This window comes from Candidatus Phytoplasma asteris (assembly GCF_038505995.1).
Taxonomy (GTDB): Bacteria; Bacillota_I; Bacilli_A; order Acholeplasmatales; family Acholeplasmataceae; genus Phytoplasma; species Phytoplasma asteris.
Map to the genome: position 1 here is coordinate 449,382 of NZ_CP128414.1, position 24,289 is coordinate 473,670.

General features: G+C 29.2%; 18 protein-coding genes. 13 read left to right on the forward strand and 5 right to left on the reverse strand.

The window, feature by feature from the left end; all coding sequences use genetic code 11:
* Positions 1-88 precede the first annotated feature (88 nt).
* Positions 89-376, forward strand: coding sequence for a hypothetical protein (locus QN326_RS02460; RefSeq protein WP_342386392.1), 288 nt, complete (start codon positions 89-91; stop codon positions 374-376).
* A gap of 468 nt (positions 377-844) precedes the next feature.
* Here the strand turns inward: QN326_RS02460 and uvrB are convergent, their stop codons facing one another.
* Positions 845-2,863, reverse strand: coding sequence for an excinuclease ABC subunit UvrB (gene uvrB, locus QN326_RS02465; protein WP_342386393.1), 2,019 nt, complete (start codon positions 2,861-2,863; stop codon positions 845-847).
* A gap of 143 nt (positions 2,864-3,006) precedes the next feature.
* Positions 3,007-4,776 (reverse strand): excinuclease ABC subunit UvrC, encoded by a 1,770-nt coding sequence (gene uvrC, locus QN326_RS02470; protein ID WP_342386394.1) that lies wholly within the window; start codon positions 4,774-4,776, stop codon positions 3,007-3,009.
* Positions 4,777-5,183: 407 nt separating this feature from the next.
* Between uvrC and pdxY the strand changes: the two genes are divergently transcribed.
* Positions 5,184-6,050 carry a pyridoxal kinase gene (pdxY, locus tag QN326_RS02475; RefSeq protein ID WP_011160784.1) on the forward strand — a complete coding sequence of 289 codons (867 nt, stop codon included), beginning with the start codon at positions 5,184-5,186 and terminating at the stop codon, positions 6,048-6,050.
* A gap of 123 nt (positions 6,051-6,173) precedes the next feature.
* Here the strand turns inward: pdxY and QN326_RS02480 are convergent, their stop codons facing one another.
* The gene (locus QN326_RS02480) at positions 6,174-6,779 is read right to left on the reverse strand and encodes a nitroreductase family protein (protein ID WP_342386395.1); all 606 of its coding nucleotides are present in this window, start codon (positions 6,777-6,779) and stop codon (positions 6,174-6,176) included.
* Positions 6,780-7,424: 645 nt separating this feature from the next.
* On the opposite strand from QN326_RS02480, the gene plsY reads away from it, so the two are divergent.
* From plsY to lepA, 9 genes are all read left to right on the forward strand, one after another.
* Entirely contained in the window at positions 7,425-8,180 is a 756-nt protein-coding gene (plsY, locus tag QN326_RS02485; RefSeq protein WP_342386396.1) for a glycerol-3-phosphate 1-O-acyltransferase PlsY, read from the forward strand.
* Between the two features lie 84 nt (positions 8,181-8,264).
* Positions 8,265-10,280 carry an NAD-dependent DNA ligase LigA gene (gene ligA, locus QN326_RS02490; protein WP_342386397.1) on the forward strand — a complete coding sequence of 672 codons (2,016 nt, stop codon included), beginning with the start codon at positions 8,265-8,267 and terminating at the stop codon, positions 10,278-10,280.
* 80 nt (positions 10,281-10,360) lie between these two features.
* Positions 10,361-11,425: a DNA-binding protein WhiA gene (whiA, locus tag QN326_RS02495; protein WP_342386398.1), complete on the forward strand. Its 1,065-nt coding sequence runs from the start codon at positions 10,361-10,363 to the stop codon at positions 11,423-11,425.
* The gene (gene acpS, locus QN326_RS02500) at positions 11,397-11,780 is read left to right on the forward strand and encodes a holo-ACP synthase (RefSeq protein ID WP_011160790.1); all 384 of its coding nucleotides are present in this window, start codon (positions 11,397-11,399) and stop codon (positions 11,778-11,780) included. Before whiA ends, acpS begins: the two co-directional genes overlap by 29 nt.
* A 144-nt stretch (positions 11,781-11,924) precedes the next feature.
* Positions 11,925-13,268 carry an FAD-dependent oxidoreductase gene (locus QN326_RS02505; RefSeq protein ID WP_342386399.1) on the forward strand — a complete coding sequence of 448 codons (1,344 nt, stop codon included), beginning with the start codon at positions 11,925-11,927 and terminating at the stop codon, positions 13,266-13,268.
* A gap of 188 nt (positions 13,269-13,456) precedes the next feature.
* Positions 13,457-14,065, forward strand: coding sequence for a superoxide dismutase (locus QN326_RS02510; protein ID WP_011160792.1), 609 nt, complete (start codon positions 13,457-13,459; stop codon positions 14,063-14,065).
* A 6-nt stretch (positions 14,066-14,071) separates the two neighbouring features.
* Positions 14,072-14,521: a transcription antitermination protein NusB gene (locus tag QN326_RS02515; protein ID WP_034172178.1), complete on the forward strand. Its 450-nt coding sequence runs from the start codon at positions 14,072-14,074 to the stop codon at positions 14,519-14,521.
* A gap of 441 nt (positions 14,522-14,962) precedes the next feature.
* Complete coding sequence (locus QN326_RS02520; RefSeq protein WP_342386400.1) at positions 14,963-15,748, forward strand: hypothetical protein; 786 nt, start codon at positions 14,963-14,965, stop codon at positions 15,746-15,748.
* 532 nt (positions 15,749-16,280) lie between these two features.
* The gene (gene lepA / locus QN326_RS02525; protein ID WP_342386401.1) at positions 16,281-18,098 is read left to right on the forward strand and encodes a translation elongation factor 4; all 1,818 of its coding nucleotides are present in this window, start codon (positions 16,281-16,283) and stop codon (positions 18,096-18,098) included.
* A 105-nt stretch (positions 18,099-18,203) separates the two neighbouring features.
* Here lepA and QN326_RS02530 read toward each other — a convergent pair whose 3' ends face one another.
* Positions 18,204-18,614: a hypothetical protein gene (locus QN326_RS02530; protein ID WP_034172481.1), complete on the reverse strand. Its 411-nt coding sequence runs from the start codon at positions 18,612-18,614 to the stop codon at positions 18,204-18,206.
* A 310-nt stretch (positions 18,615-18,924) separates the two neighbouring features.
* Here QN326_RS02530 and QN326_RS02535 point away from each other — a divergent pair, with 310 nt between their 5' ends.
* Together QN326_RS02535 and QN326_RS02540 are read left to right on the forward strand one after the other, a co-directional pair.
* Positions 18,925-20,304 (forward strand): TldD/PmbA family protein, encoded by a 1,380-nt coding sequence (locus QN326_RS02535; protein ID WP_342386402.1) that lies wholly within the window; start codon positions 18,925-18,927, stop codon positions 20,302-20,304.
* Positions 20,301-21,677 (forward strand): TldD/PmbA family protein, encoded by a 1,377-nt coding sequence (locus QN326_RS02540; RefSeq protein WP_342386403.1) that lies wholly within the window; start codon positions 20,301-20,303, stop codon positions 21,675-21,677. The genes QN326_RS02535 and QN326_RS02540 overlap by 4 nt, the downstream gene beginning before the upstream one ends.
* A 154-nt stretch (positions 21,678-21,831) precedes the next feature.
* Here QN326_RS02540 and lon read toward each other — a convergent pair whose 3' ends face one another.
* Positions 21,832-24,207: an endopeptidase La gene (lon, locus tag QN326_RS02545; RefSeq protein WP_342386404.1), complete on the reverse strand. Its 2,376-nt coding sequence runs from the start codon at positions 24,205-24,207 to the stop codon at positions 21,832-21,834.
* Positions 24,208-24,289: the final 82 nt, after the last annotated feature.

Below are 24,289 nucleotides of genomic sequence, written 5' to 3' on the forward strand. Positions count from 1 at the left end.
GTCTTGAAACAAAAAAAGACTAACTTAATAGTTAGCCTTAAAGAATTTTTAAAAAGTAAAAAGTGTCTAAACTTTTGGAACACCTCAGATGCAAGATTTAGAAGAATCAATTGACAAAGTTTATATGGGTCCTGCCAAAAAATCTCTCAAAATCGATGATAAAGAAAGAAAAATGACAGCTTATCACGAAGCAGGGCATGCTGTAATTGTAATGAAACACCCTCATTCAGATGCTAAAGTAAGAACTCTTACAATTACTCCAAGAGGAGGGGCTCTAGGTTATATGTGGCCTACTTCTGATAAAGAATTTTTTTGTCATACCGAAGATCAACTCAAATATGAAATAGTTGTTTCTTTGGGAGCAGCAGATGCCTAAGAGCTTTTTTGCAAAACTAGAACTAATGGCGTTTACAGCGATTTAAAAAAAGTTACAGGAGTTGCTTTTGGCATGGTTGCTTATTCGGGGATGAGTCCTTTAGGATATATTAATTTTGAAAAAAGTTCTGGACAAACTCGTTATCAAGTAGACCAAGAAGTTAAAAAAATAGTTGATTAATGTTATAAAACAGCTAAGGAACTTTTAACAACTAATAAAGTTTTAGTAGAAAAACTAACTAAAGCTTTAATGTAAAAAAATACCCTAAACCAAAGTGAAGTTTATGCTTTAGATGAAGAAGCTCAAACAGAAACAAAAGGAAAAGGTAAGCCAGAAAAAGAAAAACAAGCTGTTGAAAATGAAAAAGAACAAAATGAAAAAGATCAAAATACAAAAGAACAAACCACTAAATCAACTAAATAAAAAGTAAAAAGATAAAGAGCTCTTTTGGGAGCTCTTTTTTTTATTTTAATTGTTATCTTTTTTGCCTTTTTTCTCTAACTCCAAAATCAAATCTCTTAATGTAGCTGCTTTTTCAAAATCAAGGGTTTTGGCAGCTTCTTTCATCATTTTTTGTAAACGTTTAATTTCTTTATTTTTAGCTGTAATATTTGTATGTGTTTGCAACTTTTTTTGTCCCTTAACTTTACCATTTTCATTTTCATTTTGCGCACTTTCTTTTTGTTTGATTGAAATTGTTTCTAAAATAGTTTTGTTAAGAGCAGTTGGTGTTACTTTCATTGTTTCGTTGTATTGTTGTTGGATTTTTCTTCTACGATAAGTTTCTTCAATAGCAATTTGCATAGCAGGAGAAATACAATCAGCATACATAATAGCTTTGCCTGTAATGTTTCTAGCTGCTCTTCCAATAGTTTGGATAAGGCTTCTTTCGTTTCTTAAAAAACCTTGTTTGTCGGCATCCAAAATAGCTACTAAAGCTACTTCAGGTAAGTCAAGTCCTTCCCTCAAAAGATTAACTCCCACCAAACAATCGTATTTTCCCAACCTTAGATCTTTTAAAATTTCAAGTCTTTGTAAAGATTTAATTTCACTGTGTAAATAAGCTACTTTGATGCATAAATTTTTTAAATAAGCAGTTAGGTCCTCGCTCATATTAATAGTTAAAGTAGTTATCAAAATTCTTTGATTATTTTTAGTTTGGTGTTTAATTTCAAAGTAAAGGTCATCCATTTGGTTGTGGGTTGGTCTTATTTCAATTTCTGGATCAAGGACAAAAGTAGGTCTTATAATTTGTTCTACAATGGGGATTTTTTTAGTTAATTCATAGTTGCCAGGAGTAGCTGAAAGATAGATAACTTTATTCATTTTGGCTTGGAATTCATGGAATTTTAAAGGTCTGTTATCAAGGGCACTTGGTAGTCTGAAACCGAAATTTACTAAGTTGGTTTTACGAGAAAAATCACCAAAATACATTCCTTTAATTTGGGGAATAGTTACATGAGATTCGTCAATAATGGTTAAAAATTCATTTCCAAAAAAATCAATTAAAGTTGATGGTGCCTCGCCTTTTTCTTTGAGTGCTAAATGTCTTGAATAATTTTCAACACCATTGCAATTGCCTATTTGTTCTAACATTTCTAAATCATGTAAAGTGCGCATTTTAATTTTTTGGGCTGCTAAAAGTTGGTTAGTTTTTTCAAAATGATTAATTTGTTCCTTTAATTCTTGGCGAATTCTTTTGATACCTTCTTGTAATTTTTGGGTATTTGTAGCATATAGACTAGCAGGAAAAAGAGTAATTAATTTAAGATTCGTAATTGCTTTGCCATTTAAAACATCAAAATTTTGAATATTTTCAATTTCATTGCCAAAAAAAATAATGCGGATACCAATTTCTTTGCTAGATGAGGCAATAATTTCTATAATGTCACCTCTTACTCGAAAAGTTCCTCTTTGAAAATTAATTTCATTTCTTTGATATTTTAATTCTATTAACTTGTTAATTAATGCTTGCCTTTCGTACTTATCTCCAATTTGTAAATGTAGTGTTGATTTTTGATAATCTTTAAGGTCGCCTACTCCATAAATGCACGAAACCGAAGCAACTACAATTACATCATCGCGGTTAAGTAATGAACCTGCGGCACTATGACGCAACTGATCAATTTCATCGTTGATTTTGGAGTCTTTTTCAATGTAAGTGTCGCTTGATGCTACATATGCTTCTGGTTGGTAGTAATCATAATAAGAAATAAAATATTCTACGCGATTGTTGGGAAACATGGCTTTTAATTCGTTGTAGAGTTGTCCTGCTAATGTTTTGTTGTGAGCAATAACCAAAGTTTTTTGTTGTAAATGTTGAATAATATTTGCAATGGTAAAAGTTTTTCCAGTGCCAGTAGCTCCCAAAAGAATTTGTTCTTGTAAACCTTGTTTAAAATTATTAACCAATTTTTGAATTGCTTGGGGTTGGTCGCCACTTGGTTTTAAAGAACTTTGCAATTTAAATAAATTTGTTAAACTCATTTGTTGCTCCTTGCGTTTGTTTTTTTATTTTGGTGATTTTTTGGTTTTTAATTTCAAAATATTTAGATGGTTGTTTTTCTGTGTTCCAAAATTTTTGTCCATGTTTTTATCAATATTTTTAATAAATGTCTATTTGCCCACTTTTATAAACTCTTTTTAATTAACAAAAACAACTTTTGATTAATTCCTATTTTTTGAAAATCTTGCAAAGTGGCTTTTTTGATGGCTTCTAAACTTTCAAAATGATTTAAGATGGCTTTTTTTCTAACAGCGCCAACTCCTTTTATATTTGATAAAGTAGTTTTATAATCTAGTTTTTTTTTGGTTTTGCGGTGAAAAGCAACAGTGAAACGATGGACTTCTTCGCTTAAACTTTTTAAAAAATAAAATAAATTAGGGCTTTGTTCCAACATTAATTTTTCTTGCAAAGTTACAAGATGAGTTAATTGATGTTTGTTATTTTTTTGCAATGCTCCTAAAGGAATTTCATAGCCTAGTTTCTTTAAAGTTTTTTGGCTTTGTCTTAACTGTCCTAAACTGCCATCAACCAAAATTAAATCTGGTGAATCATTTTTAACTTCCTTGTCTTTGTTATAACAACGTGTAAGTGTTTCTTCAAAAGCTTGATATTCGTTAGGAAATTTGCCTTTAATGTGAAAAGTTCGATAAAGTTTTTTGTCAAATTCAAAATGATTAAATACAATTCTTGCTGCCACAAAGGCTTGTCCAAATAGTTGAGAATTATCAAAAACATCAATTCTTTTAATATCTTTATTAAAAATAATTGCCAATTTGTCTAAGGATTCTTGGATTTTTTGGTCTTTGGATTGATAGATTAAATTATTGTTAGCTAAATCATTTTGGGTGTTTTTTAAGGCTAGCAAATAAAGTTTCTTTTTGTCTCCTTTATGAGCAATATTTACTTTGGTTTGCAAGATTTGTTCCAATAAAGTTTGGTTAGTTATCATTTGTTGCAAAATAGTTTCATCTTGGCTTTTGCCTGTAATAATTATGTCTGGTTTAAGGTTTTTTTGATAATAACAATTAAGATAAGTTAAAATGTTTTCCCACACAAAGCCCACATATGAAAAAACGCTATGATAAGAATCAACGATATTTCCTTGGCGCATTTTTAAAATTTGAATTGATATTTGGTCTTGATTAAATGCATAGGCAAAAATATCGCAATTTTTGAGTTTTTGATTGCTGATAAGTTGTTTTTTGGTAGTCTGTTTGATTGCATAGATAATATCTCGGTATTCTTGGGCTTTTTCATAAAACATTTTTTCGCTATCTGTTTGCATTAAATGGTGTAATTTTTTTAAAATATCTTTGATATTTCCTTTTAAAAATTTAGTAATTGCCTCAATGTTGGGTTTATAATTAATTGTTTTTCCTGCGCAAGCACCGAGGCATTGATTGATGTGAAAATGAAGACACGGTTTTTTTGATGCTAACGGACATCTTCTTAAAGGATACAAAAGATGCAACAATTTTAAGGTTTCTTTGGTGTTTTTAAGATTGGGATAAGGACCAAAAATTATTTTTCCTGGAGGAATTTGTTTGAATCGCGAAATTTTTAATTGTGGGTGCTTTTCTTTAGTAATTTCAATATAAGGGTAAGTTTTGTCATCCAAAAGTTTGAAATTATATTTAGGAGTGTGTTTTTTGATTAAGTTAGCTTCCAAAATTAAGGCTTCTTGTTCGTTGTTAGTAATAATGTAGAAAAAATCTTGGGTTTCTTCAATTAGCATCGTTGTTTTTAAGTTGTTGCTTTTGGTAAAATAACTTTGGACGCGTTTTTTTAAATTTTTGGCTTTGCCAACATAAATGATGGTATCATTTTTGTTTTGGAAAAGATAACAACCAGGATTGGGCGGTAAAGTTTTTATTTTTTCTAAAAGAATTGACATTTTAAATTACTTCCGTTTATTGAATTGTTTTTTTGATTTTTTACCCAATTTAAGGGTTGTTTTATTTTCTGGTTTGGTTTTGGCGTTTTTTTTATTTTGCTTATTTTTATTTTGCTTATTTTTATTTTGCTTCTTTTTTTATTTATTTTTCGTTTGTTTTCATTAACTTTATTATATCAAAATTACCATTCTTTTTTTGAAATGATTAAAAAAAATTGAATTATTTTTGATAATAAACTGATTTTTTCCAAACTAAAATAATAATTCATAAATAAATTGCAAAATAAGTTTATTTTTGATTTAGAATAGAAGTATAGTTTTAGATTATAAAATAGTAAAATGAAAAAATCAAAACTAAAAGACTTTAAAAACAACCAAATACCAACCAAATAAAGGAGAGTTCCAAAATGAATATACCCACCAAACCCAAAAGTATTCTTTCTATCCAATCTCATGTAGTATATGGCTATGTTGGAAATAAAGAAGCAGTTTATCCTTTGCAAAATATGAATTTCGATGTTTGGCCTATCAATACAGTTCAATTTTCCAATCATACAGGTTATCAAAAGTGGCAAGGACAAATTTTTAACAAACAAAATATAGTTGATTTGGTAGAAGGTCTTTTTGCTCTTGGAGTAGAAAAACAGTGTCAAGCTATTTTAACAGGATATATGGGATCTTTAGATATTTGCGAAGCTGTTTTGGAAATTGTTGCAAGATTTAAACGAACGAACCCTGATATTTTATATTTATGTGACCCTGTAATGGGCAATAACAGATGTTTTGTTAAGCCTGAAATAACTTCTTTTTTTAAAAATAATTTGCAAGCAGATATTATTACTCCTAATCAATTTGAAGCTGAATTTTTGTCTGGTATTAAAATAAATAATGTCTCGGATGCTATTAAAGTAGCAAAGCATTTCCATAATTTAGGAGTTAAAATTGTAATTATTACAGGTATTAATTTTCAAGATGAAAAATATTTTCAAGTGTTTGCATCAAATGCTACAAAAAAATATTTGGTGCAGGCTCACAACAAAGAAAAAAACATTGATATTGCAGGTACAGGAGATTTATTTGCTAGTCTTTTTTTGGGTTTTTATTTGAAATATGAAAGAAATATTAAAAATGCTTTGGCTCATGCTGTTTTTTATCTTAATAAAGTTGTTCAAAATACTTTGTTATCACAGCAAAAAGAATTGCAATGTTTATCTGTTTTATATAAACAAGTTAATTTAGCAAAATTGCCTCAAGTCATGGAAATTAACGATTAAATTATTGATTAAAAAAATGCCTTTTTAATAAAAAAGACCAACTTTTTAAGTCAGTCATAATGTTATTTTTGGAAATATTTTATTTTTTTATTATTTGAACGCAGTTATTTTTTACAACTTCAACTACATCCAAAAAGTAAAATCTTTGCAATCCATTCGAAAAGCTTTATTTTTGGGTTTTTCTTTTGATTTCCCAATAGCAACTAATAATACAGGCAAATATCGAACATCAATATTTAATCCTTCATTGATTTTTTTTGCGTTAAATCCTCCCATAGGGCAAACATCATAATCATATTTTTTAGCAGCTAACATCAATTGCAACGCTCCGATGCCGCCTTCTAAAAATAACTCATTTTGCAGTTTTACTTGGGAAATTTGTTTGTAATAATCATCAATTTTTGTAATTACTTGTAATTTGGTTGCATCAGATATTTTTTTTTGTAAAACTTCTTGTTGATAAATTTTTTCAGCTAAGACACTTTTTTGAGCATCGCAACACAACAAAATCATAGTAGAACAAGTTTCTAATTGAGTTTTGTTGCCATATAAAAAAGGAGCTATTTTTTGTTTGCTCTTTTCGCCTTTAAAAACAAAAAAACGCCATGGTTGCAAATTAAAAGCAGAGGGCGCTTGGAAAACTGTAGCCAAAATTGCTTCTAAAATATCATTTGGTATTTCATGATTGGCGCAAAATTGGCGCACACTTTTAATTTTTAAAAAATCCATAAAAAGCTCCTAAGATTTTGTTAATTTCAATTTGATTATTATATTTAGTTAAAATAATTTTAATATTGCATCGTTTTAAAATTTTTTAAGTTAGTATTTGTAATTTTGGAAAGACAACAATTTAAACAGCAAAAAATTATTTTTTCAAAGTTTGCATTTGTGTTTCTTATTTTGTTTTTTGTTTTCAAAAAACTCCTCTAATCCAATTTATCCAAATTATCAAATATATTATAACATTTTTTATTATTAAAATACTAACTTTTTCATTTATTTAGACAACTTAATATTTTAATATAACATTTAAGACCAACTTAACTGAAACGCTCCAATAATTTGCCCCAAGTAAAGAATGAATAATTTTAGTCTAAAACTGTTTATGCAGTTTGGGGGGGTTTTTGTTTATCTGACAATTTTATTTAATTTTGACAATCAAAAACCTCATTATATTAAAAGAAAAGTAAGGTTTGTGGTAAAATTATATAGTAAATTATTTATTTTATAAACGCATAATTATTAAATTTTTTATGAAACAAAAAAACTAAATTAACAACAAACACAACTAATAATTACAACAATAATCACAACTTAACAATTCATTAAATAAATGATAAAGTTTTGAAACAATAAATGAAATGAAGGTGCAAAATGGAAAACTTATCGTTTTTATTCTTATTCTTGTTTTTTTATATTTTGGGGTCAATTCCTACAGGCTTAGTTATTGGCAAATTGGTGCAACAAAAAGATTTACGCAACACAGGTTCTGGAAATATTGGAGCAACTAATGCTTTGAGAGTTTTAGGGAAAAAATGGGGAATATTAGTATTTTTGTTAGATTTTTGCAAAGGATTTGTGCCACTTACAATTTGTTTGCATTTCTCAAAATTTTGGCTAACAGAACCATCCACAAAAACTTTTTTACAACCAAACCCCACAATAAAAATCTCCCTTTTGGCAATATCTCCTATTTTAGGACACATGTTTTCTTTATTCAATAAATTCAAAGGCGGGAAGGCAATTGCAACTTCGGTAGGTATTATCACTGCTTTTAATCCTTTGATTGGTATTTCTGGTATCATTTTTTTTGCTATTTTTTTAAGACTTTTTGGTTATGCTTCGTTAGCTTCAATTATTGCAAGCACTTTAGTTAATGTTTTTTTATGGCTAAATTATTTGTATTGTGGCAATTTTGGAACTTTGGGACCAATTAAAAACCAGATTCCAAAAACAGAATTATTTTACTTTTCGATCAATTTTGCTACCTTAATTATTATAGCTAAACATTATTCTAATATTTTGCGCCTTATTAATGGAACAGAAAATAAATTTAATTTCAAAAAAAGAAAAATAAACAGCATCAACACAAAATATTTTAAAAAAACAAACCCCAAAACCAAAACCTAAAAAAATCAAACCTAAACTCAAAAATCCTAAATCAAAAACTCTCAAACCCAAAAACATTTTTATTTATAAAAAAGGTGCAAAGCAATGCAAAATTTTGATCTAATTAAACAAAAAATTAAATCCTTGGTAAAACAACTCACCAAAGCCAATTACCAATACTATAATCTAAGCAATCCCGATCTAAGCGACCAACAATACGATGCTTTACTCAAAGAACTAATCAATTTAGAAACCCGCTATCCCCAGTTCAAACTTCCTTATAGCCCCACTTTAAAAATTGGTGGTTTTGTAGAAAAAAAATTTAGCACCATTAAGCACAAAACTCCAATGATGTCTTTGGGAAATGTTTTTAATCTTGAAGAAATCAAAGCTTTTTATGACCGTATTGTCAAAAAAATTCCTACTTTTTCTTTGTTAACTGAATTAAAAATTGACGGCGTAGCGATAAGTTTAAAATATCAAAAAGGCATTTTAGTGCAAGCTTTAACAAGAGGAAACGGCATTTGGGGAGAAGACATTACCAAAAATGCCCAGACCATTAAAACCATTCCTTTAAGATTAAAAGAAGATCTCGATTTAGAAGTTAGGGGAGAAATTTATTTATCCCATCCCGCTTTTGAAAAACTCAACGCCCAAAGAAAACAAGAAAACAAACCCCTTTTTTCCAATCCCAGAAATGCTGCTTCAGGAACTTTAAGACAACTTAATTCAGCAATTGTGGCTCAAAGAAATTTGTCTATTTTTGTCTATGGCATTTCAGATCCTTATTTGACTAAACCTACCCAAAAAGAGACTTTGGTTTTTTTAACTGCTTTAGGATTTACCACAAATCCCCATTATTATTGCGTCTCTAATTTTGAAAATTTGCTTAGTGTAATTGAAAAATACAAAACCATTAAGGAACAACTTACCTACGATACTGATGGAATTGTCATTAAAATTAACGAGCTTGCCTTTCATTCTTTAATTGGTGCCACTGCCAAAGCTCCCAGATGGGCAACTGCTTACAAATTTGCAACTATTACAAGCCAAAGCATAGTTCAAAACATCATTTTTCAAGTGGGACGCACTGGTGTTATAACTCCAGTTTGCAAAATTATGCCTGTTATGGTAGATGGAAGTTTGGTCTCAAAAGTGGTTTTACATAATTATGACTACATTTGCAAAAAAGATATCAGAATAAAAGACCATGTCATAGTTCATAAAGCAGGCTCGGTTATTCCTGAAATTTTAGAAGTTATCAAAAGTAAAAGAACTGATTTGCAAAAACCCACTTTAATGATTGAAAAATGTCCTGCTTGTCAAACAATTTTAGAAAAACAACCAGGTGAAGTTGATTATTTTTGCCTCAACCCAAATTGTCGCGAGCAAAAAATCCAAAAACTCATTCATTTTGTATCCAAAAATGCTATGGATATCAACGTTTTAGGAGAACAGACCATCATTGCTTTTTTTGATAAAAACCTAATTGCCAAACCTTCTGACCTTTATTTATTAAAAAAACACAAGCATATTTTGCAAGAAATGCCAGGCTTTGGCGCTAAAAAAATTACTAAAATTTTGGATGCTATCGAAGCAAGCAAGCAAAAAGGATTTGAAGATGTTTTATTTGCTTTGGGGATCAAACATATTGGCAAAAAAGTATCTCAAGTTTTGGCAAAACATTTTCAAACTATCGAAAACCTCCAACAAGCCACACCAGAATTAATTACTCAAATAAGAGAAATAGGAATCAAAATTGCCCAAAGCATCCAACAATACTTTTCCAATTCTTGTAATTTAGAAGAGGTTTCCAAACTCAAAACACTAGGAGTTTCTTTTCAAAGCACTAACCCCCAAAATCCAACTACCCAAACTATTTTTACCAACAAAAAAATTGTTTTAACAGGAACTCTCCAAAAATATTCCCGTCTTCAAATCCAACAAATCTTAGAACAAATGGGAGCAATTATAACTAACAGTTTATCTTTACAAAACAATTATTTAATAGTTGGCATCAATGCTGGTTCTAAACTAACCAAAGCCCAAAAACTCCAAATTCCTATTATCGAAGAAAAAGAATTACAACAAATTATAGAAAATAGCCAAATTAAATTATAAAAAATCACCGTTATTTTGCCTAAAACTCCTCACTGAACCCCAAACCCCCAAAACAAATAAAAAAATCCAAGAAGGTGCCAATGTCTTTTAACATTAAAATTAAAGAAGAAATTGCTTGTCAAAAATTCTTACCCATAGAAAATTTTTTTGAATTGACAGCTTTATTACATTTTGGCTGTGAATTAGAAAAAAACCACCAAAAAACTTTATTGTGGTTCCAAACCAAAAGTATCAAAATTGCTAGGCGTTTCCTTATTTTAATCAAAACTTTTTATCCTAATACCAACTCTTTTTTGATGACTAGCAAAGAATATAATTTACCACATTTAAAAAGCATTCATGTAGGAATTGAAAAAGACATTCCCTTAATTTTAGAAAAACATCATTTTTTTACTCAAACTCCAAGCGATTTTTTACCTTTGCTCAAAAGCCAAAAAGCCAAAAAAGCATTTTTAAGAGGTATTTTTTTATGCATAGGTTTTGTAAACGACCCCAAAAAAACTAATTATCATCTAGAATTTTTTCACAAAGACCGCCACAAAATTGAATTAATTAAAACTTTGATGCTTCATTTCAGCCTTAACGCCAAAAAAATTAATCACAAAAAAGGTTTTTTAGTTTATTTGAAAGAATCTCAAATGATTATTGATTTTTTAAGGTTAATCGGCGCTTTGGAAATAGTTTTTCAATACGAAAAAACAATAATTCAAAAAGACTTAAACCACATTATTAAATCCTCTATTAATTTTGAAATTTCAAATGAAAAAAAAATTCTTACTTCTGCCAATTTACAATTACAACAAATTAATTTGATTGAAAAACACTTTCAAACCCCAAATCTCAAACCCAAAAACACGAACTTAAAAATGAAAAATCCCAAAAATGAAAAATCCCAAAAACAACTTCCCAACCTTGAACATAAATTATTGCAAATTATGTTATTAAGAAAAGAAAACCCTGATGCAAGTTTACAAGAATTAACTCAAAAATATTACCACAAACACAAGCAACAAATCACTAAATCAGGACTAAATTATTATTTTCAAAAAATCAAAAAACTAGCTTGTGAAATTGAAACTCCCCAAATTTTGGCACCATCTAAGGAAAAAAATAAATATGGAAAATATCGGCATAGATTTAGTTGAAATTAAAAAAATTAAAAAAATAGGCAAAGACATTTTAGCAGCAAGGATTTTATCCTCAGAAGAACACCAAATTTATCAAATCATTCAAAATCCCCAAAGCCAACTTACCTTTTTAGCAGGAAGGTGGGCTTCTAAAGAAGCTCTTTTTAAAGCTTTTCAAACACCCCAAAAAATCGACCCTACTTGCCAAAACTATTGCAACTGGTCTATTCTTAACGACAAAAAAGGCGCTCCTTATGTGAAAAACAACACATGCACCACTTTTTTCAACCCCATTTTAATTTCTATCACTCACACCGATAATTACGCCTTAGCCCTTGTTATTGTAAAAAAGTTGCCACAAAGCACGTCATAATCAAATTCGTTTTATTTTTTTTGATTATCCTACAATTTTATTTATTTTGTCAAGTGTTTTTTAGGTATAATTAAAAGTGTATAGCAAAAATAAAATTAAATAAAAAAAACAAAGAAAAAATCCAAAGGAGTTAATAACAAAAATATGAAAGTTATCGTTGTTGGTTGTACTCATGCAGGAACTGCTGCAGTAAAAACAATTAAAAAAAACAATCCCCAAGCTGATGTTGTTGTATATGAAAGAAACGATAATATCTCTTTTCTTTCTTGTGGAATTGCCTTGTATGTTGGAGGAGTTATCAAAGACAGTCTAGGACTTTTTTATTCAAATCCTGATGAACTTGTAAGTATGGATGTTTGTACCAAACTTAAACATGAAGTATTAAAACTAAATTTTGACAAAAAAGAAGTTTTAGTTCAAAGTTTAGAAACTGGCAAACAGTTTAAAGACAACTACGATAAATTAGTAATTGCAACTGGTTCTTGGCCTGTTATTCCTCCTATTAAAGGAATTGATTGCAAAAATGTTTTAATGTCTAAAAACTTTGATCATGCCAAAGATATTATTAATTACAGCAAAAACGTTAATAAAATCACAATAGTAGGCGCTGGCTATATCGGAATTGAGTTAGCTGAAGCATTTGCGGTACAAAAAAAAGAAGTAGTTTTAGTAGACGCAGAAGATAGAATTATGTCTAAATATTTAGACAAAGAATTTACAGATGTAGCTCAAAAAACCTTAACTGACCACGGAGTTACACTAGCATTAGGACAAAAAATAGCAGGATTCGAAACTAAGGACGGCTTAGTGACTCATGTAAAAACTGATAAAAACACCTTTGAGACCGAAATGGTAATTATGTGTATCAGCTTTAAACCCAACACTCAATTATTTGCTCATCATCTCGAAACATCCTTTAATGGTGCTTTAGTTGTTAACGAATATATGCAAACTTCAGACCCTGATGTTTATGCTTGTGGCGATTGTGTTAACGTTTATTACAACCCTACCCAAGAAGTAAAATACATGCCTTTAGCAACTAATGCTATTAGAATGGGAACACTTGTAGGACTTAACATTGAAAAACCTTGCGTAAAATATTTAGGAACTCAAGGAACAAGTGGCATTAAAATTATTGATTTGAGTATTTCTTCAACAGGACTTACTGAAAATGTAGCCAAAACTTTAGGTAAAAACTATGGTACTGTTACAATCAAAGATGCTAATAGACCTGAATTTATGCCTGATTATGATGCTGTAATGTTAAAGCTTGTTTTTGACAAAGAAACTCGTAAAATTTTGGGAGGACAAATTGTTTCTCGCGTTGATTTAACTGAAAAAATGAATACTTTAAGTGTTTGTATGCAAAACCAAATGACAGTAGAACAACTTGCTTTTGTTGACTTTTTCTTCCAACCCCATTTCAACAAACCTTGGGGATTACTCAATTTAGCAGGACTTAAGGCTTTAGAAGTTAAATCTCAATAACTATTTGCAAACTACCAAATGCGCGACAAAATAAATTAGATAAAAAAACACAAAAGACAAAAACACAATAAAACATTGTTTGTTATAATTACAAACAGTGTTTTTTATTCCATTTTATCACAATTAACCCCTCATTACAACACTACCCCCCAAAAAATCTTTTCATTAACCATTAAAGGAGCAAACAAATGAACTTTACTCTACTTTCTCTTCCTTATCAATATGATGCTTTAGAACCTTTTTTTGATACTCAAACTATGCAATTACATCATCTCAAACACCATCAAACATACATTAATAACCTTAATGATGCTCTCAAAAAACACCCTCAACTAAATTTATCTTTGGAACAAATGCTAACTGATTTATCGTTAGTACCACAAGATATTAGACAAACAGTTAGAAATAATGGTGGCGGACATTTTAATCATTCTTTTTTTTGGAACATTCTAAAAGTAAATAATGGCAATACTCCTCAAGGATTATTAAAAGAAATGATTGACTGCGAATTTGGTTCTATAGATTCTTTCAAAGACAAATTTGCTAATGCTGCTAAAACCATTTTTGGAAGCGGTTGGGCTTGGCTTGTATTAACTCCACAACAAAAACTTGCAATTACTTTTACTCCTAATCAAGATGTAGTTCTAAACCAAGGAACTCCTCTTTTGGGTCTAGATGTTTGGGAACATGCTTATTATTTAAGTTATCAAAATCGTAGAGTTGATTATATTGAAGCTTTTTTTAGTGTCTTAGACTGGGAAAAAGTACAAAATAACCTTACTCAAACATTAAAATAATTTACCATGAAACATCCTCAAAATAAAAAAGAATCACGGTTATTACGAATTGAAGTGATGAAATTATTATATCAATATGATTTTTACCAAAATAATTTGACTTTGTCACAAACAAATCCCAATCCCATTTTTACTTTTTTTCAAAAAATCATCACCAATCTTAAATTTATTGATGAAATCATCACAAAAAGTTTATATGATTATAAAATAAATCGCCTTAACAAAGTAGACAGAGCAATCATTCGCTTAGCTACTTATGAATTGTTAGAAACAAACATTTCTCATGCCATTATAATCGACGAGGCAATAGAACTTACCAAACAATTCTGCAATTTAAACGATGAAAAACAACATAAATTCAACAATAAATTATTAGATCAAATATATCAACAATTACAAATGTATAAAAAAACTTATTACCTAATTGAATTAAAAAACTACCCAAATAATAAATAATTTTTTAAAGACTTTTCTAATTGAAAGGTCTTTTTTTATTTTATTTGATAGCATACCTTAAATAATTATGAAAAATTTACAATAATTCTATACCAAAAAAATAAAAACAACAACAATAAAATAATTAACATCTCAGCAAAAACAAAACACAAATTTTAGATCGTTTTAAAAAAATTTTAAAATAACAAGTTTAGTAAAAATTCTTTTTTCTTTAGAAAGCATAATTAATGGCTCATTTTTATAATAATTTTTTTGATTTGATAACAGTAGCAAAAAACAAACTTGCCAAATTAAAAAAATATAGATATCCTCCTTAAATCTTTTTAATTACAGAAACATTCAAAAAACTTTAGCTTGAGCAGTTAAAAAAAATACAATAAAATAATTATTTAATATTCATTTAACCCTATTATTTTATTTTTTATTAAGGAAACAAATATTTTGAATATTAAATTATTTAATCAAAAATATAAATTAGTGTCTTTTTTATGTGTTATTTCATCAATAATATTAGTATTATTGTTATTAATATTAAGTTTACAAAAAAGACATTCAACCTTTAGATCATCAGAAAAAATACAATTAACTAATAACCAAACCCAAAAACCCAATCAACAAAATTTCGTCAAAACTCCCAATTTGACAAAACCAAAAACACAAGAATTACAACAAAAAAAAGAAACACTACCTCTTTATATTCAAACAGTAAATGACAAAAAACATTATCATTTTATAGTGCCTGATAGTGAATTTATGCAAGATGGCACACTTAAAAATTCTGAAACCCATGTTTATATGGAAAATCTAAAACCTACTTTAATGCATAAAATTATCTACAAAATACAACCTCAATATGATGGTTGGGTAGCTTGTTTCCCTTCATTTAATGGACAAGATCTTGCAGGCGCTTTTTTATATAGTGTTATGACAGGAATCAAAACTCCTCCTTTAGATTTAGTAGGGATTTATTTTGAATCTCCTTTTGATAAGTTTGATATTAGTGATTGGAACAAATACACTTTAGATGATATTTTACAAATGAAAAATGAAAGCCAAAATATTTATTTTTTTTGGAGAAGCCCAAAAATGACTAACATTTACAAAAAATACCATCCTACACTTAACAAACCTATAAGTCCTCAAAATGCCTTAATGCTTACCGAAGAATTTATAGATAAATTCATCCCCAATTCACCTTCAAAAAATTCCAAAGAAACTGAACAATAAATTATTTAGTTAGTTCCAATACTTTTCAAAATATTTAAAACTTGCCATATTTTCAAATTAAAAACAAATTCAGATCGACTTTAAGTTGGTCTTTTTTGCTAATTATTTATTATAATTTTGCTTGCTATAATACTTATTTATTCTTATTTTATAATTTTTTTGTCAAAATAAAAATGTGATTTAATTGGATTTTAACATAATTTATAACTTTAATAACTTTAAAATTACAAAAAAACACTAATTTTGCACCTAGAAACTATTTTTTTGTTATAATAACTTTTGAATTAGATATTAAATAATTTAACTTTACAATGATTTATAATAGTTATTTTAAAAAACTTAAAAAAGAATAAAACAACCTTAACAAACTACCAAACCCAATAACCAAAAAAATAATAACTATAAAATATCATTTCACAATTAAAAACCAATAAAAATCATAAAAATTAATTCTACCAAGCACAAACCACATTAAAACCCACAAAAACAAACTAAAACCAACCAACCAAAATATAAAGGAAATAAACAAAAAATGAACATAGAACAATTAAAAGAAAGGCAAAAACGCATACGTAATTTTTCCATTATCGCCCACATTGACCACGGTAAATCAACTTTGGCCGACCGTATTTTAGAATTTACAGGCACAATTGACAAAAGAATAATGAAAGAACAAATTTTGGATTCCATGGACTTAGAACGCGAGCGCGGAATTACTATTAAATTAAATGCTGTAGAAATTAACTACAAGTCCAAAGATGGCAAAAATTATATTATGCATTTGATTGACACACCCGGACACGTTGATTTTAGTTATGAAGTATCGCGTTCTTTGGCAGCTTGCGAAGGTGCTATTTTAATTATTGATGCTGCCCAAGGCATTCAAGCCCAAACTCTTGCCAACGTTTATTTAGCTGTTGATAACAATTTAACCCTTATTCCTGTTTTGAATAAAGTGGATTTGCCAAGCGCAGATGTTCCTAAAGTTAAAGAAGAAATTAAAGAAACTTTGGGACTTGACCCTGAACAAGCCTTAATTGCAAGTGGAAAAACAGGGCTTGGAGTCATTGATATTTTGGAACAAATAGTAACTAGAATATCACCTCCTCAAGGAGACATTCAAAAGCCCTTGCAAGCCTTAATTTTTGATTCTTATTTTGATTCTTATAAAGGAGTTGTGCCTTCCATTAGAATCGTCAATGGCACAGTTAAAAAAGGCGATCAAATTCGTTTTATGGCAAGTAATAGTGTTTATGAAGTAGTTGAAGTAGGAGTTTATAATCCCAAACAAATTGTAAAAGATTTTTTGGCACCAGGTGATGTAGGTTATCTTACTGCTGCTATTAAAAGTATTAATCATGTAAGAGTTGGAGACACCATTACTTCGCAAACCAATCAAGCTTTGCTACCTTTACCGGGATACAAACAAATGAATTCAGTAGTTTTTTGTGGACTTTATCCTGTCGAAACCAATAAATATGACATCCTTAAAGAAGCTTTGGAAAAACTAAAACTCAACGATTCTTCCTTAATTTTTGAACCTGAAAGTTCTAATGCTTTGGGACTTGGTTTTAGAACTGGGTTTTTGGGACTTTTGCATATGGAAATTATTCAAGAAAGAATTAGTCGCGAATTTGGAGTAGAAGTAATTGCTACTGCTCCTTCTGTTATTTATCATGTTTATTCTATCAAAGGAGAAAAACTTTTAGTTGATAATCCTTCCAAACTTCCATCCACTCAAATGATTGACCACATTGAAGAACCCTTCATTAAAGCTACTATTATGTGTCCTGAAATCTATATTGGTAAAGTAATGGAGCTTTCCCAAAACAAAAGAGGAGCCCTTCAAAATATTGAATATATTGATAGCCAAAGAGTAATGATTAATTATTTGCTGCCTTTTTCAGAAATTATTTATAGTTATTTTGATAAGTTAAAATCATTAACCAAAGGCTATGCTTCTTTTGATTATGAAATAGATAAATATCGTGTTTCTAAATTACAAAAAATGGATATTTTATTAAATGGAGAAATTGTTGATGCTCTATCTTTAATTGTTCATCATGATTTTGCCTATGAAAGAGGAAAGGCTATTTGTGAGACTTTAAAAGAGTTTATTCCTAAACAAATGTTTGAAATTCCTATTCAAGCAGCTTTGGGTAAAAAAATTATTGCCAGACAAACTATCAAAGCTATGCGTAAAGATGTAACAGCTAAACTTTATGGAGGCGATGTTACTCGTAAAAAGAAATTATTAGAGAAACAAAAAAAAGGTAAAAAGAAAATGAAAACATTAGGAAAAGTGCAATTACCTCAAAAAGCCTTTCTTGCTATTCTTGCTACTAAATAATTATTTGTTTCAAAGATATAAAAGAATATTGAAAAAACTCCTTATAATATATAAGATATAAGGAGTTTTTGTTTTATTTATTGTTGACATTTATATTTATTTTTGTTATTTTTTGGGGGTATTTGTATTATTTTTGGATTGATTATTTTTACCATTAGGAGCAATTTGTGGTTTTGAATATATTTTACTTAAAATGAATTGGCTAAATGTTCTTCCTTTCATACTATCTACACCCATCAAAAAAAACGAGCAAAAAACAAATGGAAGGGATAAAAGTGCACATATCCAAAAAAATAATTTCACCATAATAAGAAAATTTTTCATTAAAGGGTGTAATGTGGTATTTTGTTTTAAAATACTATCTATATGAAATGAAATAAACCCCGAAGATAACAAAATTACCAAAAAGAAAAGGAAATTAAAAATATTTCTAATTTGAGTTTTCCAAAAATCTATTTGCTTTCTTCCTTGTTTATCTAATTCTGGTTTAAAAATAATAAATTTGATTCTAAACATTTACTTGCCTCTTTTCTTTTTATAATATTATAATGATTTTAAAAATAAATATTTATATTATATCAAGTTTTTTAAGTTAATATTTTGATGATGAAATGCAATAAACGAATTAAAAATACTTATTTCAACGTTTTTATGCTTTTATATGCTACTCTTTAATTGTGTATTTTATTATAACATATAAAAACAAACAAATTAACAAAACAATAATAAATTCATTTGGAAAACTTTTATATAATATGATTAAAAAGCTTAAAAAAATGATAAAATAAAAGAGATTTACAAACAATATAAAGGAGAATATTATTTGATGTTAAATAAAGAAGATATTCAAAAAATTCTAAATTTATCTTTAGATAAGGGAGCTGATTTTGCAGAATTATTTTTTGAAAATGCTTATTCTCATACCCTTAAAGTAATTGGCAAAGATGTAGTTTCTGCTGATACTTCTAATACTTTTGGAGTAGGAATTCGCTTATTAAAAGGCTTTGATGAAGTTTATGGATATACCAATAAAACTGATTATCAAAATGTTTTATCCTTGCTTTTAAAATTAAAAAAATCTTTTCAAGGAAAAGCAAATAAAGTTATTACCTTGCAAACCGAAAAACCCCTAAAAAATACTATCCAAAAACCTTATAACAGCATGACTCAAGAACAAAAAGCCCAAAAATTACTTAAATTATCGGCTATTATTCAAAATTATGATCCTCAAATTATTCAATCCATCACCTCTTTAAGCCAAAAAGAACAACATGTTTTAATTGCTAATACTTTAGGAGTTTATCAAAATGACACACGCAATTATATTAGATGTGGGCTTGTAGGAGTTGCACAAAGAGGACAAGAAATGCAAGAAGCCTTTGAAGGTCCTGGACGCGCAATGGGATTGGAATTCTTGGATGTAATTGATTTAGAAACAATTGCCAAACAAGTAGCAAAACAAGCAGTTGCTTTATTAGATGCTAAATATTTAAAACCTCAAACTATGCCAGTTGTAATTAATCATGGTTTTGGAGGCGTTATTTTCCATGAGGCTTGCGGACATCCCCTTGAAGCTACTGCAGTTGCTAAAGGCCTTTCTCCTTTTTGTAATAAATTAAATCAAAAAGTTGCTTCTGAAGTTGTAACTGCTTATGATGATGGAACTATTAAAGCGTCTTGGGGCAGTCTTAATTTTGATGACGAGGGAAATCCCACCCAAAAAAATCTTTTAATTGAAAAAGGTATCCTTAAAGGTTATTTAATTGATTTTAGAAACGGACGCAAAATGAAGATGCAATCTACCGGTTCTTCACGTAGACAATCTTATAAATACTCTCCTACTTCGCGCATGAATTCCACCTACATCGAAAAAGGCACAGAAACGCCCGAACAAATTATTGCAGATACTCCTTACGGTCTTTATGCTAAAAGTCTAGGTGGTGGAACAGTTGTTCCTGCTACTGGAGAATTTAATTTTGTAGTTAATGAAGGCTATTTAATCGAAAATGGTAAATTAACAACCCATGTTAAAGGAGCGATGTTAATTGGTCATGGAGCAGATATTTTATTTAAAATTGACCGTGTTGCCAATGATTTAGTTTTAGGTCAAGGAATGTGTGGTTCTTGTTCTGGTTCTCTACCAGTTGATGTAGGACAACCCACTATTAGAGTAAAAGAAATGATTGTAGGAGGAAATCAAAAATGATAAACGACGTAACAAAAACCCCAAAACTCCAAAGCCAAACCACTCACACAAACCCCACTCCTAACAATTATCAAAAATGGTTAGAAAAAGGAATGCAACAAGGTTTTGAAGCATTAGAAATTGCAATTCATGAAAGTCAAACTTTTAAACTATCTTTGGATAAAGGCAAAATAGATGCTTGTGTTTGGAGCGATGTTGCTTCTGCAGTTATAAGAGGTATTTTTGCCAATAAAAAAACTTCTATTGCTTTAGAACAATTAACTGACAGCGCTTTTGATAATGCTTTTGAAACCCTCAAAGAAAATTGCCAAACAATTACTTCTAAAGAACCTGCTCTTATTTTTGAAGGATCTTCCAGTTATCCTGAAGTATTGGAAAATAACTTTGATTTTGGGCAAGTTCCATTAGAACAAAAACAAAGTTTGTTGTTGCAGTTAGAAAAAACAATGTTGCAAAGTTCCCATTTGCAAGCTACTAATGGCATTATTTACCAAGAAGTTTGTCATAAAAAAACATTATTAAATTCCAAAGGGCTCAATTTATCGCACCAAAACAGCTTTGCTTATTTGTATGCTTCTGCGGTTTTTCAAAAAGAAGGCGAAATTGAAAGTTATGGCAAAAGTATTTTAGCTAAGGATTTTGTAACCTTCAATCCTGTTAAATTAGGTACTGAAATTGTTGAGATGGGCGAAAAAAAATTAGGAGCTAAATCTTTGGTATCTCAAAAATATCCAGTTGTTTTTTCTAATGAAATGTTTGCAGACCTTTTGGAAAGTTTCAGCGATATTTTTACTGGTACAAGTGCTTATCGCAACTTAACTAAATTAAAAGATAAAGTTAATTGTTTAATTGCTTCTGAAAAAGTTAGTATTATTGATGATCCTTTAAACGATGGGGCTTATTTTAAAGAAAAATTTGATGATGAAGGAGTAGCTTGCCAAACCAAACCCATTATTACTAAAGGAGTTTTTCAAGGATTTATCCACAACTTAAAAACTGCTCGCATTTTTAAACAAGCTCCAACTGGAAACGGTTTTGATGGCAGTACTTCTATGATTAATTGTTATTTGGTGCCTGGCAAAAAAAGTTTTTCAGAAATGATTGAACCTATTCAAAATGGTATTTATATTACTGATTTAGTAGGGATGCATGCAGGAATTAAAACTGTTAGTGGAGATTTTAGCCTACAAGCTAGTGGTTTTAGAATTGAAAAAGGTAAAGTTACAACTCCTGTTAAAATGATTGTTGTTTCTGGTAATTTTTTTGATATTCTTAAAAATGTAGACACCATTGCTAATGATTTTGAATTTCAAACTTCAGGATTTGGTAGTTCTAGCGTTTATGTAGGGGATTTAAATATTGGAGGAAAGTAAATTTTTCTTTGTAAATGATTTTTTGCCCCTTTATTCTTTTGTAATTTTTATCGAAAAAAATAAATATTAAATAATAATTGAAGTTTTGAAAACTTTTTAATTATGTATAAAAACAAAAAACACCATCTTAAAGATGGTGTTTTTTATATCTTAATCAAACAAATACTTGCGAAAAAACATCAGAAATGTTTGATACAGGAATAATATTTAATTTAGTTCTTACTTCTTCAGGAATATCTTCAATATCTTTGATATTTTCTTGAGGAATAAAAATAGTGTCAAGACCGCTACGATTAGCAGCAATAGCTTTTTCTTTTAAGCCTCCGATAGCTAAAATATTGCCTCGTAAAGTAATTTCTCCTGTCATTCCCAAACCTTTTTTAACATATTTTTGCGTAATTGCAGAGAAAAGGGAAGTAGCAATAGTAATTCCAGCTGAAGGACCATCTTTAGGAATGGCTGTTTCTGGAAGATGAATGTGAAAATCGTTTTCTGCAAAAATATTGGCATCAATTCCTAAATTTTGACAGTTAGCTTTGATGAAACTTAAAGCAGTATAAGCACTTTCTTTAAGGACTTCTCCTAATTTACCTGTAAGGACTAATTGTCCTTTACCTTTGTAATAAGTAACTTCTACTGGAAGCAAATCGCCTCCAAAATAAGTATAGGCAAGTCCGTTAGTGGAGCCTATTTTTTCTTTTTGTTCATCTAAAAGATGTAGGTATTTTTCTTTACCTAAGTATTTAGTAACGTTTTGAGGAGTAATAATTACTTGTTCTTTTTTGGTAATTAAACATTCTTTAACTGTTTTTCTAGCTAGTTCTGCAAGGATTCTATCTAACTCTCTTACTCCTGCTTCTTTGGTGTAATGTCTAATTAAATAAAGGATAGTATCATTGTCAATAACTAAATTTGTGTCAGTGATTCCGTGATTTTTGAGTTGTTTTTTTAAAAGATATTTAGAAGCGATGTTAATTTTATCTTTTTCAGTGTAAGAACTTACTTCGATAATTTCCATACGGTCTTTTAAAGCTTCGGGAACATTGTCAAGGTAATTGGCAGTGGTGATAAATAATACTTGGGATAAATCAAATGGTTCGGATAAAAAATGATCCATAAAATTAATATTTTGTTGTGGGTCAAGGACTTCTAATAAAGCTGATGCAGGATCAAAGTTATAATTGGCTACTAGTTTGTCAATTTCGTCTAATAAAAAGACAGGATTAATTGTTTTGACGTCTCTAATGCCTGCAAGAATGCGTCCAGGCATAGCTCCAATATAAGTTCTTCTGTGGCCTCTAATTTCTGATTCTTCTTTTAAACCGCCTAAGGATTGTCTGACAAATTGGCGTCCTAAAGCTTTGGCAATAGAAGAAGCAAGTGAGGTTTTCCCCACTCCTGGAGGACCTACAAGACATAAAATATTTTGAGGGTTTTTCTTAGTCATTATTTTGACTGCTGCATATTCTAAAATACGTTCTTTGACTTTTTCAAGTCCGTAATGTTGGTTATTTAAGGTTTTTTCAATGGCAACTAAATCGTTTTCATCTTGGCTGGTTTTGCCCCAAGGTAATTCCAGTAAAAAATCAAGATAATTTTTAATTACAAAAGATTCTGCCATTAAAGATGATGATGATTGGTAACGTGATAATTCTTGTAAAGCTTTTTTTTTGATTTCAGGAGGTAAAGGAGTTTTTTTGATTTTATTGCGCAATTCTGCAATTTCTTCTTCCTTTTTGGCTTTTTCCCCTAATTCTAGTTGAATCACTTTCATTTTTTCTCTTAAATAAAATTCTTTTTGGTTTTCATCAATACTTTGTTTTACTTTTTCATTGATTTTTTGTTCTAAATCAAGTCCTATAAGTAAACTTTGGATGTCTTGAAGAATATAAAAAATTCTTTTATTAAGGTGAGCTTCTTTAAGGTATTTATATTTATCTAAATCATCGATTTTTAAATTAAAAACAATGATATCAGTGATATTTTCTGTTTCTGGTTCTGTTTTGATGATATCTAAAAAATTATTGGTGTTTTGAACAAGCAGTTGAAAAGGTTTGTCCATAATTTTTTCTATAACTAGCTTGATTAAGGCTTTTTCTTCTTCAACGTTTCCATAAATGGTGTTGACTTTTTCATATGAGGCTTTTAAAAAAGGTTCTTTTTGCAAAAATTTATCAATTTTTACTCTTTGTAAAATGCGAAATCTCACTTTAAAATCGCCGTGAGGGATTTTTACTTTGGTAATTATTTGTGCCAATACACCGTAACGTTGAAGGTTAGTTAGTTTGGGTTTGTTGGGTGATAAATCTTTTTGAGTTAAAAGAATAACAAAAGAATTTGCGTTAGTTTCTGACTCTTTTAAAGCTTTTAAATAAGAATTGTCTGATACTTCAATACGAAAATCAACATTTGGAATAGGCATTACTTCGCTGATAACTACAACTGGAATTTGTTCAGGAATTTCTTGAAAAATATCTTCAAATGCATCCATAGAAAGATCGGATTTTAATTTTTTGTTTTTGGTTTTCATATATTTTCATCCTTTCGATATTTTTTTAACTTTTAAACTTTTTCATTTTTAAGTTGTGGAGTGATTTTTTGGTGGGGTGATA